The 14,823-nt window shown below is 68.9% G+C and carries 13 protein-coding genes; 9 read left to right on the top strand and 4 right to left on the bottom strand.

What is annotated here, in order from left to right; all coding sequences use genetic code 11:
- Positions 1-171 precede the first annotated feature (171 nt).
- Both ABZ348_RS32950 and ABZ348_RS32955 read right to left on the bottom strand, forming a co-directional pair.
- Entirely contained in the window at positions 172-2,616 is a 2,445-nt protein-coding gene (locus ABZ348_RS32950) for a dolichyl-phosphate beta-glucosyltransferase (RefSeq protein ID WP_358939435.1), read from the bottom strand.
- Positions 2,617-2,972: 356 nt separating this feature from the next.
- Positions 2,973-3,650, bottom strand: coding sequence for a GntR family transcriptional regulator (locus ABZ348_RS32955; protein ID WP_358939388.1), 678 nt, complete (start codon positions 3,648-3,650; stop codon positions 2,973-2,975).
- A 69-nt stretch (positions 3,651-3,719) separates the two neighbouring features.
- On the opposite strand from ABZ348_RS32955, the gene ABZ348_RS32960 reads away from it, so the two are divergent.
- Entirely contained in the window at positions 3,720-4,157 is a 438-nt protein-coding gene (locus ABZ348_RS32960; RefSeq protein ID WP_358939390.1) for a hypothetical protein, read from the top strand.
- Positions 4,158-4,297: 140 nt separating this feature from the next.
- On the opposite strand, the gene ABZ348_RS32965 is transcribed toward ABZ348_RS32960, so the two are convergent.
- Positions 4,298-5,179 (bottom strand): hypothetical protein, encoded by an 882-nt coding sequence (locus ABZ348_RS32965; RefSeq protein WP_358939392.1) that lies wholly within the window; start codon positions 5,177-5,179, stop codon positions 4,298-4,300.
- 253 nt (positions 5,180-5,432) lie between these two features.
- Between ABZ348_RS32965 and ABZ348_RS32970 the strand changes: the two genes are divergently transcribed.
- On the top strand, positions 5,433-6,923 hold the full coding sequence (locus ABZ348_RS32970) for a TerD family protein (protein WP_358939393.1): 1,491 nt from the start codon (positions 5,433-5,435) through the stop codon (positions 6,921-6,923).
- 61 nt (positions 6,924-6,984) lie between these two features.
- On the opposite strand, the gene ABZ348_RS32975 is transcribed toward ABZ348_RS32970, so the two are convergent.
- Complete coding sequence (locus tag ABZ348_RS32975; protein WP_358939395.1) at positions 6,985-8,355, bottom strand: aspartate aminotransferase family protein; 1,371 nt, start codon at positions 8,353-8,355, stop codon at positions 6,985-6,987.
- Between the two features lie 155 nt (positions 8,356-8,510).
- Here ABZ348_RS32975 and ABZ348_RS32980 point away from each other — a divergent pair, with 155 nt between their 5' ends.
- The 7 genes from ABZ348_RS32980 to ABZ348_RS33010 all read left to right on the top strand — a co-directional run bounded on the left by ABZ348_RS32980 (position 8,511) and on the right by ABZ348_RS33010 (position 14,784).
- Positions 8,511-9,173, top strand: a complete 663-nt coding sequence (locus ABZ348_RS32980; RefSeq protein ID WP_358939397.1) for a type 1 glutamine amidotransferase family protein — start codon at positions 8,511-8,513, stop codon at positions 9,171-9,173.
- Positions 9,170-9,616 (top strand): MarR family winged helix-turn-helix transcriptional regulator, encoded by a 447-nt coding sequence (locus ABZ348_RS32985; RefSeq protein ID WP_358939399.1) that lies wholly within the window; start codon positions 9,170-9,172, stop codon positions 9,614-9,616. The genes ABZ348_RS32980 and ABZ348_RS32985 overlap by 4 nt, the downstream gene beginning before the upstream one ends.
- 59 nt (positions 9,617-9,675) lie before the next feature.
- Positions 9,676-11,439, top strand: a complete 1,764-nt coding sequence (locus ABZ348_RS32990; protein WP_358939401.1) for a serine/threonine-protein kinase — start codon at positions 9,676-9,678, stop codon at positions 11,437-11,439.
- A gap of 225 nt (positions 11,440-11,664) precedes the next feature.
- Complete coding sequence (locus ABZ348_RS32995; RefSeq protein ID WP_358939403.1) at positions 11,665-12,150, top strand: hypothetical protein; 486 nt, start codon at positions 11,665-11,667, stop codon at positions 12,148-12,150.
- A gap of 12 nt (positions 12,151-12,162) precedes the next feature.
- The gene (locus ABZ348_RS33000) at positions 12,163-13,626 is read left to right on the top strand and encodes a hypothetical protein (RefSeq protein WP_358939405.1); all 1,464 of its coding nucleotides are present in this window, start codon (positions 12,163-12,165) and stop codon (positions 13,624-13,626) included.
- Positions 13,623-14,243, top strand: a complete 621-nt coding sequence (locus tag ABZ348_RS33005) for a hypothetical protein (RefSeq protein ID WP_358939407.1) — start codon at positions 13,623-13,625, stop codon at positions 14,241-14,243. The genes ABZ348_RS33000 and ABZ348_RS33005 overlap by 4 nt, the downstream gene beginning before the upstream one ends.
- 157 nt (positions 14,244-14,400) lie before the next feature.
- Positions 14,401-14,784, top strand: coding sequence for a peptidoglycan-binding domain-containing protein (locus tag ABZ348_RS33010; RefSeq protein WP_358939409.1), 384 nt, complete (start codon positions 14,401-14,403; stop codon positions 14,782-14,784).
- Positions 14,785-14,823 lie beyond the last annotated feature (39 nt).

A 14,823-nucleotide genomic window follows, 5' to 3' on the forward strand; every position in this document is an offset into this window, starting at 1 on the left:
CAAGGAGGTTCCCGGAATCTGACCCCAAGGTCCGGTGCGGTGTCCAGACCCGGGGCAGACCCTGGGTGGTGCGGTGTCGAAGCGGGTCCACAAAGTTCGGGAAAGCGTAGTGCCCGCGATACGTTGCGCGAAGGTCGCCTTTTCCAGCGTCGTACCCGGCTGGCGCGGAAATCACCGCCGTGCTCCGTGCGGTTCTCCCACGTCCCACACCCATACCCCGCCGATCTTCTCCCCCGGTCGACCCAAGAGCGCCGACACCGTGCGGTACAGCGCCTCCTCGTGGTACTCCGGCGGCAGAACCACCACACCAGCCCGCCATGCCTTCAGATCGTGCTGTGCCTGGGCCCGGCCTGCCGAGCCGATGTCCGGCACCACTCCCGTATCGCGCACCTCGTAGAGGAGGTTCGAGGTGTGGCGCGGCGTGGAGCCGTAGATTCCGATGCGGTCGGGTCCCCAGGGTCCGTTGAAGTAGCCGCCCGCCAGCGAGAAGCCGAGACCGGTGGACGACTGCCACCGCAGGGCTTCGGCGTTTCCGGGGTAGGGCAGCGGTACGACCACGACCGACTCCCCCGCCGCGAGGTAAGGCCGGTACAGGCCCGCCGTGATGAACTCGGGCACCTCGGACCGCTCGCGTACGGGATAGGGCGTCGGGACCACCGGGAGCACTGCGGCGGCGATGGCGAGACAGCCCGCGATCCGCAGCGCGGGTCGGCGGGACTTCGACGTCCAACCGTTCGTGAGTCGGTGCACCGCGATGGCCAGCAACATGCCCAGCACCGGTGCGCAGATCATCGCCACCCGGGACTCGATCACCGACTCAAGCAGCGGCATGTTCGCCAACAGCCGCCACGGACCGGTGAACACGATGTCGGTGTGGGGAATGCGGACCTTGACGCCGAGCGAGAGGAAGGCGGCCGTGAGGGCGGTCAGGGCGAGCGCCTTCACCCGTGGTTCCCGGCGGAGCAGAACGACGATTCCCGTGGCTAGCAGAAGGACCGGCCAGCCGTAGAAGGCGTTCTGTTCGGTGCGGTTCATGGCCAGGGGATCCGCGGTCTCATCGCTGCCCAGGAGCGAGCGTCCTGCGAATTCGACGAAGGCGAGCGGGCTGTTGTGGGTGTTGGAGCCGTGCATCACGTGCGTATAGCTCTGCGGCCCGAAGAATTGCCAGGTGAGCGGAAAGGCCACGAGGGGAAGGCAGACCGCCAGTCCGATCAGGATTCCATGGAGTAGCGGGCGCCAGGAGTTTTTGGCCTGTGCAGGTCGCACGATCGCATAAGCGACGGCGAAGAACAGCATTCCCATCGCTGCCAGCAACAGCGGTTCCTCGCCCAGGAATATCTGATAGGTCGCGAAGAGGCCCAGGAAGACTCCGTCCCGTACGGGTGCGCGGCCTTCGCAGAGACGCAGGGCACGGTCGATGATCACGGGGATCATGAAAAGGACGAGGAAATTGGGGTGGGCGTTCCCGTGGGAGATCATGGGTGGCGCGAAGGCGGCGAAGGCGGCGCCGAGGGCCGCAGCCCAGCGCCCCACACCGAGTCGGCGGGCCATCAACCAGTACCAACAGACCGCGGTCAGGGCGAGACCGGCCGTCAGCACCAAGGCCCAGGTGACCGGCGGGCCACAGATCAGGGTGACCGGGGTGAGGGGCACCGAGAGGCCGAGCATCACGGTGTTCGCCATGAGGTTCACGCCTTCGGGATATCCCTGGAGCGTGGTGAACAGCGGATTCTTCAGATTGACCACATTGTCGGCCGTGACCCTGAAGAACCATTCCCATTGGTTCTGGTCCTGCCCTGCGTCCCTGAGGTATCCGCGGTCGAGGTCCCCCCAGAGGTCCGAGTAGAGGACGAAGGACGCCAACAGGAAGAGGCCGGCGATCAGTAGATCAATGCGGTGCAGTGGGCGGGTTCGCAGTCGCAGGAGTTCGAGGAGGACCCTGCCGTAGTCGAGCGGTTTGAGTTTGGACCCGGACTGGTGTGACCAGCGCACGGGAACTTCCACGATCGGCCAGCCCGCGCGCCGGAAGAACCTCAGTATTTCGACGTCAATGCCCCAGCCGTTCAACTGGGAATCGGCGAATGCGGCTCGAACCTTGTCTCCGTCGAAGAGCTTGAATCCGCACTGTGTGTCGTGAATTCCGGGAACCGCGACTGCGCGTATGAGTCCATTGCCCATGCGGCCCAGCCATTCGCGCACCCGCCACTGGTGTACGTCGATCTGGGAATCGGGATGGGCGCGGGAGCCTATCGCGGCGGTGATGTCGTCGGCTTCGAGTTCGTCGGCCAGGTTGTCCAGTTCGGCGATGGGGGCGGCGAGGTCGGCGTCCGTGACGAGGACCTGGCGCCCGTAGGAGGCGAGCACGCCACGGCGCAGGGCATCACCCTTGCCCCGGTTCATCCCGTTCACAGCGGAGATGAGATGAATGCGGGGCTCGTCGGCGGCGGCCTCGCGCGCGATCGCCGCGGTGGAGTCGGTGGAGCCGTCGTCGACGACGATCACCTCCCAGTTGCCCCAGCGGTCCGGCTCGGCCTTGAGGTGGGCGCAGATCGCGTCCAGGGTGGGGCGGAGTCGAACCTCTTCGTTGTAGGCGGGGACGACGATGCTCAAGTGCACGCCGCCCGCTTCGCCGGAGCGGTCCGGGAGGGGTGAGTCGGAATCCGCCTCGATGACCTCGGCATCGGACGGATGGGGTGGATCCGCCGGGCCCTGCTCGTCCTGGTCGGCGGGGGCGAGACCCTCCGCCGGGGGCGCAGGGATGACGTCCGCCGGGGGCGCGGCACCGTCGTCCGCAGGGGGCGCAGGGATGACGTCCGCAGGGGTGGCGTCTTGGGTCAGCGCCGGGGCTTCGTCCTCCGTCGGCGTCCGGATGTCGGCAGGCGCGCCCCCTGTCAGGGGCGGGGCGTCGGCGGGTGCGCCCTCCGTGGACAGCGCCCGTGTCGGAACTTGTGGTTCCGATTCTATTTCCGCGCTCACCGCTCCAACCGATCGGCCCAGGTCAGCGCCTGTTCGTTATATCCGCTGATGGTGGCGCGCGCCGCGGTCATATCGCCGAGTGTCACAGCGTCGATCAGATCCTCATGTCCGCTCCACAACCACTCGCGCCGACCGCTGTCCTGCCGCAGATGGGGTACCGCGAAAACCCATCCGTGCACGCGTAGTTGGTGGAGAAAGCCGGAGATATAGCAGTTCGCTGTAATAGATCCCAGTTCGGACCAGAACCGCAGGTCATACCCGATGTGGATGTCGAGGTCGCCGCACCGGGCCGCGCGGGCGGCCTCTTCGGCCCGACGCCGCACCGGCAGCACCGACTTGGGGCGCACCCGGGTGCGCCCGTTGCGTTCGGCGTGACGGATGACGCCCTCCATCACCAGCGCCCGGGCATCGACCATGTTGCGGTAGTCCGCGACCGTGAACTGGTGCACCCTAAAACCCCGGTGCTGGTCCGAGTCCAGCAACCCCTGGGCGGAGAGGTCGACGAGCGCCTCCCGTACCGGAGTGGCGGAGACCCCGTACTGTTCGGCGATCTGCTTGACCGTGAACTCCTGCCCGGGGAGCAAGCGACCTGCCAGCACCTCGTCACGCAGCGCATCCGCGATCTGTTGCCGCAGCGTGCTCCGGGTGACGGAAGTGCTGCCGGGGCTGGGCATCGATGGCTTCTCCTTCGCGGGGGTCCCCGACACGATAAGCCAGTCGGTACGAGACAGGTGAGGTGCAGGGTGGCAGAGGGAGTGTTCAAGGCGGCGACGGGAGACGGTCCCCCGGGGCTCGTGGACAGTGCCGGGCGGGCCGCCGATGTGAGCCAGGCGTTCGCCGGGCTGATGCAGATCCGGCGGCTGACGGGGACGGCTCCGGCGGCCTGGGAGCTGACCCAGACGGTACGAGCCGTCGCCCTGGCCCTGGAGGCCGCCGGCCTGCCCCCGTCCGCGGTCGACGCCGACGGTACGCGCGTGGCCACCGGTTATCGCGTACGTCCGGCAGAACGGCCGGGCACGGTGTGCGTGGACTGGCTCGGTCCGAGCGGCAGCGGCGCGGCGCAGCAGGAGGAGTCGGAGCTCGGCCGGTGCGCCGACGCGCTGGTGACGGCGGGTTGGGAGGCGCTGCTGTACCGGGGGCCGCGCCGCCGCCGCTTCCTTGAGGTGGAACCCGCACCCTGACCCCGCCCTGATCCTGCCTTGACCCGTGCCCCGGGCCGACTGCCCGAGCGGGACCCGGGCCCTGGCCGACTGCCCGAGCGGGACCCGGGCCCTGGCCGACTGCCCGAGCGGGACCCGGGCCCGGGGCGACCGGACGACCCCTACTTGATCCTGAACACCGCCGAGGACGCCTGTCCCTCGCCGAACTCCCAACCGGCCACCACTTCATGGCCCGGCTGCTCGGCGATCCAGCGCAGGTCGTTCGGGCACCCGCCCGGACCGAGGTAGTACCCGCCGTCGGAGCGGGCCCAGTGTGCCGTCAGACAGAGCATCCCGAGGTGATCGCGCAGTTGGGGGTGGGAGACCCGGCGCAGGGCCTGCTCCATCGCCGGCTCGACCTCGGCCCCCCTTTCGAACGGGACGAGGGCGCCGGGGCCGCCTGTGGTCCACGTCGCGGCGCGCATCGCGTCGAACAGCGTGCCGCCCGTACGGACCCGCTGGAGCCACTGCACCATGCCCACGGCATCGGCGGGATCGACCTCGCCCGGTGGGAGGCCGTGTACGGCGAGCACGCGGGCGAGGTCCGCGCCGAACACGGCCCGCCGGGAGTCGTACGCGACCGAGACGGCCCTCAACGCCGTGTGGATCGCTTCACCGAGAGCTCCGTCCGCACCCGGTGCGCCCTCGTCGATCAGCCAGACCGACCGTTCGTGGTCCGTCGGCCAGAGGTCCCAGTCGAACTGCGGTTGCTCAGAGCCGTGTTCACCCTCGTCGACCAGTCCATCCGGTTCGCCGGGCTCATCGGATTCATCGGATTCATCGGATTCATCGGATTCATCGGATTCATCGACGCTCATATCGACTGCACCGCTGAGGAGGTCCTCGTACATCAGGTACGACAACTCGTCGTTCCAGGTGAAGAGCGCGTACTCGGCCGTCGCGGGGTACGCGTCGAGGGGCTTGCCCAGGAGCACCTCGAAGGCGTTCGCGAGCTCGCGGTTCCACGCACCGGGCTCAAGGGTGGGTTCGGGGGCGGATGTCACAAGTGGCTCCTCGTACAACAGCGTTCAGAACTCCCCTGTGTAGCACTCGTGGGGATCGTCATGTCCGTGAAATCACACAACGACCCACCCCATCCGATCGCCGTCGAAGAGGGGTGGGGCCGTGCCGTTCTGGCCGATGTGGCGACCGCCACGCCCTCCGCATTCGCATCACGCACGTCGGCGTCCCCGCGTGATGGCACTTCACGCGACTTCCCCATCGACTTCACCCGGGCCGTTTGTCAGCATGTGCCCCATGACCCAGATCATCAAAGGCGCCAATGTGCCTGTCCCCACGTCCCGACTACGGGTGGCAGTGGGCCGGAACGCGGCACCCGGCGTTCCCTCGGTGGACGCCTCAGCACTGTTGCTCGACGCGACGGGCCGGGTACGGGGCGATGCTGACCTGGTGTTCTACAACCAGCCGCAGCACCCGTCGGGCTCGGTGCGGCACGTGGGGAGCGCAGAGGGTGCCGGACAGCGCGCCGAATGGCTGGAGTTGGACCTCCCGTCGGTGGAGCCCGCGATCCAGCGCGTGGTGATCTCCGCGTCCTGCGACGGTGCCGCCTTCGGCTCGGTGCCGGGTCTGTTCATCCAGGCGGTGGGACCGGACGGCGCCGTCGTGATGCACTACCCGGTGACGGACGCGACCACGGAAACGGCGTTCGTGCTCGGTGAGTTCTACCGACGGGACGGGATGTGGAAGTTCCGGGCGGTGGGACAGGGGTACGCCTCCGGACTCGCCGGGCTCGCCACGGACTTCGGGATCGTCGTGGCGCAGCCGCCGACTGCACCCCAAGCACCCGCAGCACAGCCGCCGATCGCGCCCGTCCCACAGGCGCCCCAGGCACCCGCCCCCTTTCATGCGCCCGCCGTACCCGCGCCGGCGTTCCTGGCCCCGGCGACCGTTCCCCGGGCGTTCCACCCCCCGGCGGGCCCTGGCGCTCCCGGCACCTACCCGCCGCAGCCGGGAGTGCCGGGGGTGCCGGGGGTGCCGGGGCAACATCCCGCTCCCCCGGCCGCGTACCAGCCGACCTCCGCGCCGCTGCCGTACCCGTATCCGTACCCGCAGCCGCCTTCCCACCCCCAGCCCGCGCACCAGCGGCCGGTGCCACCGGCCGCACCCGTACCCGATCCGTTCAGCGCCCTCCCCGGGTTCCAGCCGTACACCCAGCGCGGGCACGGCACGCTGACCTTCGCCGTCGACGCCCCCCTGCCTCCCGGGCCCGCCCTGATCGAGGCCAGGTCCGAGGGAGACGGCTACTTCTCGGTCCACTCGCTCACGTCCCGCCACGAGCCGGACGACATGTACTTCAACACCAGCCTGACCGACTTCCGCGGTCGCGCGATCGCCCGCATCCCCACCGAGGGGCGGTTGCTCCTGTTGGTCGACGGAAGCGAGAACTGGACCGTGGTGATCCATCCGCTCTCCGCGATACGGCGGTTGGACGGCCTCGCGGTCGAAGGGCGCGGCAACGAGGTGTTCGCGTATCTGGGGCCGTCCGCCAACCTCGATGTGCGGTTCTGGGGCAGCGAGTCCCGGCACGATGACATCACGGTCAAGACCAGACCGCTGTTCCCCACCGAGGACGGGTACGACGACTATCCGGAACCGCTGCTCAGCCGGGCGGTCGGGCCCTTCCAGCAGACCGTGCCGGTGCCCGCGGGGCCGCTGTTCCTGACCGTGGAGGGCGAGGGGTACTGGTCCCTCCACGTACACCCCGCGGCGGGCGCCGCAGCCCGCTGACCGGCCACACGCCGAAGGGCGGGCCCGGCATCCGGGCCCGCCCTTCGGCTGCGCTGTGGTGTCAGCCTCCGACGGTGTACCCGTCGGCGACGGTGAGGGCGGCGTCGAGGATCGCCAGCCCCTCCTTGGCCTCCGCCTCGCTCACGTTGCACGGCGGCACGGTGTGGGTGCGGTTCATGTTGACGAACGGCCACAGGCCCTGCGCCTTGCACGCTGCGGCGAAGGCGGCCATCGGGGCGGCGGCTTCGCCGGTGGCGTTGTACGGCACCAGCGGCTCACGGGTCGAGCGGTCCCGGACCAGGTCGAGCGCCCAGAACACGCCCGTGCCGCGGACCTCGCCCACGCTCGGGTGGCGCTCGGCCAACTCGCGCAGACCCGGGCCGAGTACGGTCTCGCCGATGCGGGCCGCGTGCTCGACGACCTTCTCGTCCTCCATCACCTGGATGGTGGCGACCGCCGCGGCGCAGGCCAACGGGTGGCCGGAGTAGGTGAGTCCGCCGGGATAGGCACGGGTCTCGAAGGTGGCCGCGATCTTCTCGGAGATCGCCACACCGCCGAGCGGCACATAGCCGGAGTTGACGCCCTTGGCGAAGGTCAGCAGGTCGGGGATGACGTCGAAGTGCTCGGACGCGAACCACTTACCGGTACGACCGAAGCCCGCCATCACCTCGTCGAGGACGAGGACGATCCCGTACCGGTCACAGATCTCGCGCACACCAGGGAGATAGCCGGGCGGCGGGACCATGATGCCCGCGGTGCCCGGGACGGTCTCCAGGACGATCGCGGCGATCGTGCCCGGACCCTCGAAGGCGATCGTGTCCTCCAGGTGCTGGAGGGCGCGCTGGGCCTCTTCGGCCTCGGTGGTCGAGTAGAAGGGCGAGCGGTAGAGGAACGGCGCCCAGAAGTGGACCACTCCGGAGGTGCCGTTGTCGGACGCCCAGCGCCGCGGGTCACCGGTGACGTTGATCGCGGTCGTGGTGCCGCCGTGGTACGAGCGGTAGGCGGAGAGCACCTTGGGGCGACCGGTGTGCAGCCGGGACATGCGGATGGCGTTCTCGATCGCCTCGGCGCCGCCGTTGGTGAAGAAGATCTTGTCGAGGTCACCCGGGGTGCGCTCGGCGATGAGCCGGGCGGCCTCGGATCGCGACTCCACCGCGAAGGCGGGCGCGAAGGTGGACAGCTTGCCCGCCTGCTCCTGGATGGCGGCCACGACCTTCGGGTGCTGGTACCCGATGTTGGTGTAGACGAGGCCGCTGGTGAAGTCGAGGTAGCGCTTGCCCTCGTAGTCCCAGAAGTACGAGCCCTCGGCGCCGGCGACGGCGAGCGGATCGATCAGCCCCTGGGCGGACCACGAGTGGAAGACGTGCGCACGGTCTGCGGCCTTCACGGCGGCGCCGGCCTGGGGATCAGCGGGATGGGCTTGAGCGGTCATGCCGGCGAGCCTACGGACGCCCCACCGCTGCCGGACATCACCATCCTGTCTGTCCTGCGGCGCTTTCCTCGTCGTTCTGTCGGGTGAGCCGACCCATTTTTGACAACATACTGTCAACATGACAGCCTTCTGTCATAGCAACCGAGGGAGACACCATGACCCGCACCACCGTCCATCTCGCCGTCTACGACGACTTCGCCGACTGGGAGCCCGGATACGCCACCTCCCAGCTCACCCAGCACGGCTACACCGTCCGCACGGTCGGCCTCACCACCGACCCCGTCACCACCATGGGCGGCCTCCGCATCCAGCCCGATCTGAGCCTCGACGAACTGACCCCGGAGGCCGTCGCCGACAGCGCCCTGCTCCTGCTCACCGGCTCCACCCGGTGGGACACCGGCGACGACCTCGCACCCTTCGCCGCCACAGCGCGCGACTTCCTCGCCTCGGGCGTCCCGGTCGCGGCCATCTGCGGGGCGACCCTGGGGCTGGCGCGCGAAGGACTGCTCGACGACCGCGACCACACCAGCGCGGTGTCGTACTACCTCGCCGCATCCGGCTACCGGGGCGGCGACCACTACCGGGAGGCCGATGCCGTCACCGACGGCGACCTGATCACCGCCGGCCCCACCGAGCCGATCGCCTTCGCCCGGGAGGTCTTCGCCCGCCTCGGCGTGTACGAGGGGAAGAAGCTGGACGCCTGGTACCGCCTCTTCCACGACTCCGACGCCTCCGCCTACGCCGTCCTCGAAGGACTCGATGGACGCGAAGGACGCGAAGGAACAGACGAGGGCTCCACCGGGGCGGACGCCTCATGAGCCGTGCCGAACAGGATCTGCTGAGCCGCACGGCTCTCGGGATCTTCCGACTGAACGGCCAGTTCCTCGCGGCGTCCGAGGAACTGGCCGCCCCGGCCGGACTCACCGCGGCCTGGTGGCAGGTCCTCGGAGCCGTACTGCCGGAACCACTGCCCGTCGCCGGCATCGCCCGCGACATGGGGATCACCCGGCAGAGCGTGCAGCGGATCGCCGATCTGCTGGTGGAGCGCGGACTCGCGGCGTACGAACCCAATCCGGCCCACCGGCGGGCCAAGCTCCTCCGGCCGACGGACGAGGGGCGGGCGGCCGTCGCACGGCTCGGCCCCGGCCACGCGGCCCTCGCCGCACGACTGGCCGAGGTGCTCGGCCCAGAACAGTTCGCGGAGACCGCACGGGTGTTGGAACGGCTGTCCAAGGCGATGGAGACGATCCAGAAAGGGTGACAAGCGCACTATCCTCAGCCCGGTCCGTAGATGTCGCGATGGGGGGAGAACGCGCGGCGATGGAGCAACTCACGCCCGGGGATCCGCGGAGTATCGGTGCATATCGCCTGCTGGCCCGGCTGGGGGCGGGCGGGATGGGGCAGGTGTACCTGGCCCGCAACGACCGGGGACGCACGGTCGCGGTCAAACTCGTACGCCGGGAACTCGCCGAGCAGGAGGAGTTCCGCAACCGCTTCCGGCAGGAGGTCCAGGCGGCCCGTCGCGTCGGCGGCGACTGGACCGCGCCCGTGCTCGACGCCGACACCGAGGCGGCCGTGCCCTGGGTGGCCACCGGCTATGTCGCCGGCCCCTCGCTCCATTCGGTCATCGCCGCAGGGCCGCTGCCGGAACGTTCGGTGCGCATCCTGGCCTCCGGGCTCGCCCACGCCCTCACCGACATCCACACCGCGGGCCTGATCCACCGCGACCTCAAACCCTCCAACGTCCTCATCACCCTGGACGGGCCCCGGGTCATCGACTTCGGCATCGCCCGCGCCCTGGAGACCGCCACCGACGGTGGCCTGACCCGTACCGGCTCGGTCGTCGGCTCCCCGGGCTTCATGGCCCCGGAACAGGTGCGTGCCACCCGGGTCACCCCGGCGTCCGACATCTTCTGCCTGGGCTCGGTACTGGCGTACGCATCCACGGGCCGGCTGCCGTTCGGCTCACCGGACAGCGGTCAGCACGCGGTGATGTACCGCATCGCGCAGGAGGAACCGGAACTGTCGGACGTGCCGGACGGGCTCGCCGACCTGGTGCGGGCCTGTCTGCACAAGAGCCCGTCCGAACGGCCGGGGCTGGCGGAGATCCTGGAGCGCACGCGAACAGCGGAGGACGACGAACCCTGGCTGCCCGCGCCGCTCGTGGCGCAACTGGGACGCCATGCCGTGAGCCTGCTGGAAGTGGAACAGCCCGCGGAGCGCACCCCGACCCAGGTGGTGCGGGACCCCGGCAGCGGAGCTGCCTCCCGTACGCCGACGCCTCCCGGCCCTCCAGGGCACACGCCCTGGCCCGGCTTCGGCCCCGCACAGGCCTCCGTCCACCAGACGCCCACCGGACGGGGGCCGTCGGGACAAGCGCCCTCGGTACAACTGCCGAACCCGGCCTTCCCCGCGGCCCCCGGCCAGGCCCCCACCCCCGCCTGGGGCTCGGTACCGGGCTCGGGCACCGGCGGCCTCCCCCCGGCCTCCGGTCACCACACCACACGGGACACCGGCCATGTGCCGCCCTCGCCCTACGCTCCGCCGCCGCCTCCGGCTTCGACCTCCCACGTGCGTGCCATCGCCCTGGGCGTGGTGGCCGTGCTGATCGCGGTGGCATCGGCGAGTTGGGTCTACTACACCCTGAAGGAGCCCGACGGTACGGAACCGGACACCCGCCCGAGCGCCGGGGCACCCGGCCCCTCCCCGACGAACAGCCCGTCCCCCAGCCGCTCACCCCGACCGGCCGGGGCCATCGCGGAGGACTACCTCGGCACCTGGCGCGCCACCTTCAGCGCTGACGACGGCACCCACACCCGGGAGATGGTGATCAGCCAGGGCGAAACGGGCGACCGCACGATGGTGCTGACCGGCACCGGACCGACGTACGACTGCCGCTGGTCCGCGACCCTCCAGAAGGCGGGCCCTCCCCTGGAACTGGGCCCCACCCGACTGGACAGCGGCGACCGCGGCGCCTGCTCCCCCGGACAGTGGAGCCGACTGGAACTGACCGGGTCGGGCACCCTGGTCCGCGAACTGGTGGGATCGGGCGGGACACCACTGACGTACAGCAGGACCGACTAAAGGCGGTCCCGTAAGACCCGGCGGTCGCACAACGACAGCTACGGGCACCTCGCCGCGTTGTCGGAGCGCCCAAGTACACCCCGTGTGAGGCCGACCCTCCGCCTTCCGATGCACCGCATCGGAAGGCGCGCGCTGATCCACCGGGTATTACGGGACAACTCGCCTCCGGCCAACTCCCTTACTAGCATGGGTAATTAGCGTTGAGCAGGCGAACGGGGAGCAGGCATGACGTTCAATAGCGAGTGGGCTGACGCTGTCGCCGCCACCAAAGACCGCCAGGCGACAGCAATGCAGCTGAATCAGGTCGCGCCCGATCCCGGTGGAGGGTCGGGCAGCACGGAGCGGGACCTCGAAGTGACCCAAGACGATCTCGGGGCGGTCGGCAGCGAGGCGTTCCGACTGCACGATCAACTGCGCAAGGGCTCGGACATTGCAGGTGCCGGCAGCGGAAAGAGCCAATCCGGATCGACCGCCCGGGCGGCACAGGAATGTTCGAACCACAATCTGGCCATGGGTGGCGAACTCTCCACCACCCTCTCCCTGTGGGACACGCAGGTGAAGACCCTCCTCCAGATGTGCGCCCACATATCCAACCACTTGGACTACACCAAGAAGTCACACAGCAACGAGGAAGCCGAAATAGCGGCAAGCCTGCGTCGCCGCGACGGAACAGCCGTTGCAGCATCCGACATCTCTCGACTCATCACATAACGAGGAGTTGAGATGAGCACATTCGGATACTCCGATCTCATTTCCTTAGACCTCGGCAAGCTCGAAACAGCCGTGGGTGACTGGAAGACCATGGTCGGCGCACTCGCCAAACTCAAGACCGACGCAAGCGAAGGAATGCTCAAGAAGTCCGAGGCCGCGCGATGGCAGGGAGTCAATGCCTCGGTCACCCGGGAGTTCGTCCGCAGTACGGTGAAGGAGTTCGCCGATCTCCATGCGCAGACCCAGAGCGTCCACAACGTACTGGACGACGCCCATGCGGAACTCACTCGCATCCAGAACCGAGTCAAGTCACTGGTGCGACAGGCCGCGGCCGGCGATCCGAAACGGGCCGAGCCGGACCCCGGCCTCATGGTCTCGGACGCGGGGAACGGCACGGTGAAGGTTGTATCGACGATCTGTGATGCGAGGGGCCCGTCGCAACGAACGGAAGATCTGATCCAATGGTACGCCGACACCCTCACCGGTCTGGTGGCTCACGCGGCGGAGGTCGACGCGGCAGCGACCCGCGCTCTCAAGGCCACCCACGGAGGTGACCCGCACGATGCCGGTCACGCGAGGTACACATCTCTCGATCAGGACCAACTTCCACGTGCGATGAAGCTTGCGGCGCTCGGAGACGAGGCGAACGATAAGCAACGGGCGGAAATGCGGCGGTTGTGGCAGTCCCTGAGCCCGGAGGGACGGGCCCAGTTGTGGCAGAGCCACCGGGATGACCTGCTCGCAGGCGGACTGTTGAATCCCAGCGTCAAGAAAGCAGCGCCGGATCGGGGCTCGGGACGATTCGACTCGGAGAGCCCTGGCACGGACGAATGGCTCACCAGGGAGAAGATGCACCTCCTCATCACTGGCTCCGAGTGGGCCGGCAGCAATGACGCAGGAAAGCACATGGAGCACTATCTCGGCCGGAGCGGAGACCCCCTGGAACTGCCGGTGGACAGGATGCTCTCCGATGACGAGAAATTCCGGGATCATATCGACAGCCAGATTCGACACCATCAGGAAGGGTGGCGCGAACAGGCCCTGGAAGAATTCCACAAGAGTGGTGGACGGCCGGTGGCGATACCGATCGAGACCGGCAACAGGGACTACACGTTCCGCCAGGAAACGGAGAGCAATTGGTTCTACGCAGTCGGCTCCACCCGGTCCAACATCACTGGAGTGATCACCGTCGTACCCGATGCCAACGGCCAGCCCAAAGTCGGCCTCGACTACCAGGCCAATGCCTGGGACCGGTACAACTGGGACGCCGGCAAGGGAGTGGAGATCGGCCCTGTGTCCATCCCGGACGGTGAGATGGGTCGGCAGCACGTCGTCGGACATGCCAAGGAGTTCGACATGGCCGGGAGCAGTTCCGTCAAGCACTACGACCTGGGCGGATCGTCGCCCAACACCGACCCTCTTCCCCAACCCCCCGACCCCGGTCGCGACGGCGGACGGACGGACCCGAGCCGATGACTCCCGCGAACTCCGACGAACGCCGGAAGCTCCCGCTCGCCACCCGACTGATCGTCATCGCGGCCACGTTGACGGTCATCGTCGGCGGAGGGGTCCTCCTTGCCCAGTACCTCGGCAACAGCATGACGTCGGAGCAGGTGCAGAAGGAGAAGGACTGCTGCTGGACGGCCGGCGTCACACCTGCGTGGACGATCGAACTGCTCGGTGTGAGCGTTCCGAGGGCGGCATCGGATCGGCGCGCCGCGTACAAGAGCGGTCGCGTGGATACCTCTCTCCTTGCGTTCACCCTGCCGAGCGCGGCGGCTGACGGCTACTTGGAGGCGTTGAACCCCCCGGGGACCACATTGATCAAGAACTTCAACCCCGAGGGGAAGGACTACAAGCCGTTGGCTCCCTTCGCCCGGTTGGGGTTGCCGGAGCCGGAGACCATCGTGACGGGGATGCGGCTCGGGGGGCTCTGTCAGGGAGATGTCACCACTCCGGAGGGGCGCGACGTTCACCACTGCGTGGACATCTACGCCCATGAGTTCACCCCCGGCTCCACCCGCATCTACATGCGGGCGAGCGTCGAGCCCGGCGCCAGCCCTCCGACACCGGGTGGAACGTCCGCGCACTGACCGCGGCTCATGATGGGGCACCGTCAGCAGCAGTGCGTACGCCCCTGCTTCCGTCTCCCCCGTCAGGGCGGTTTGCCTGGGTTTTGCTTGGCGTGTTCCGTGCCCTCATGGCGCTCTGGGAGGTGTCCGAACCGTCCGGAGCGAATGGAGAGAACTGATGAGCCTGCGCAGAATCGGAGTGCCCCTGGCCGTCGTCACCCTCTTGGCGAGTGCCTTCACCACCCTGGCCGCCGACCCGGCGTCCGCCGTCACGAAGCCGCGACCGGCCGTGGCCGCCTCCTCCCCCGTACCCGCCGTCTACTGCGGCTACCACGGCGCGGTGACCCCGCCCACCGTGCGGCGTGGCAGTACGGGCAACGCGGTCAGAGAGGCGCAGTGTCTGTTGCAGTACTGGGGCTTCGACGTGGGGCCGTCCGGGGTCGACGGACAGTTCGGGGCGCGTACCGAAGCCGCCGTGCGGGACATCCAGGCCGCGTGCGGCATCGGTGTCGACGGGATCGTCGGGCCCATCACCTGGAGCGTGCTGCGCAACGGCTGTTGATCGACCGATCCCAACGGGCCCGACCCAGCCGCTCGGGCC

Source organism: Streptomyces sp. NPDC005963, from assembly GCF_040638655.1.
GTDB lineage: Bacteria > Actinomycetota > Actinomycetes > Streptomycetales > Streptomycetaceae > Streptomyces.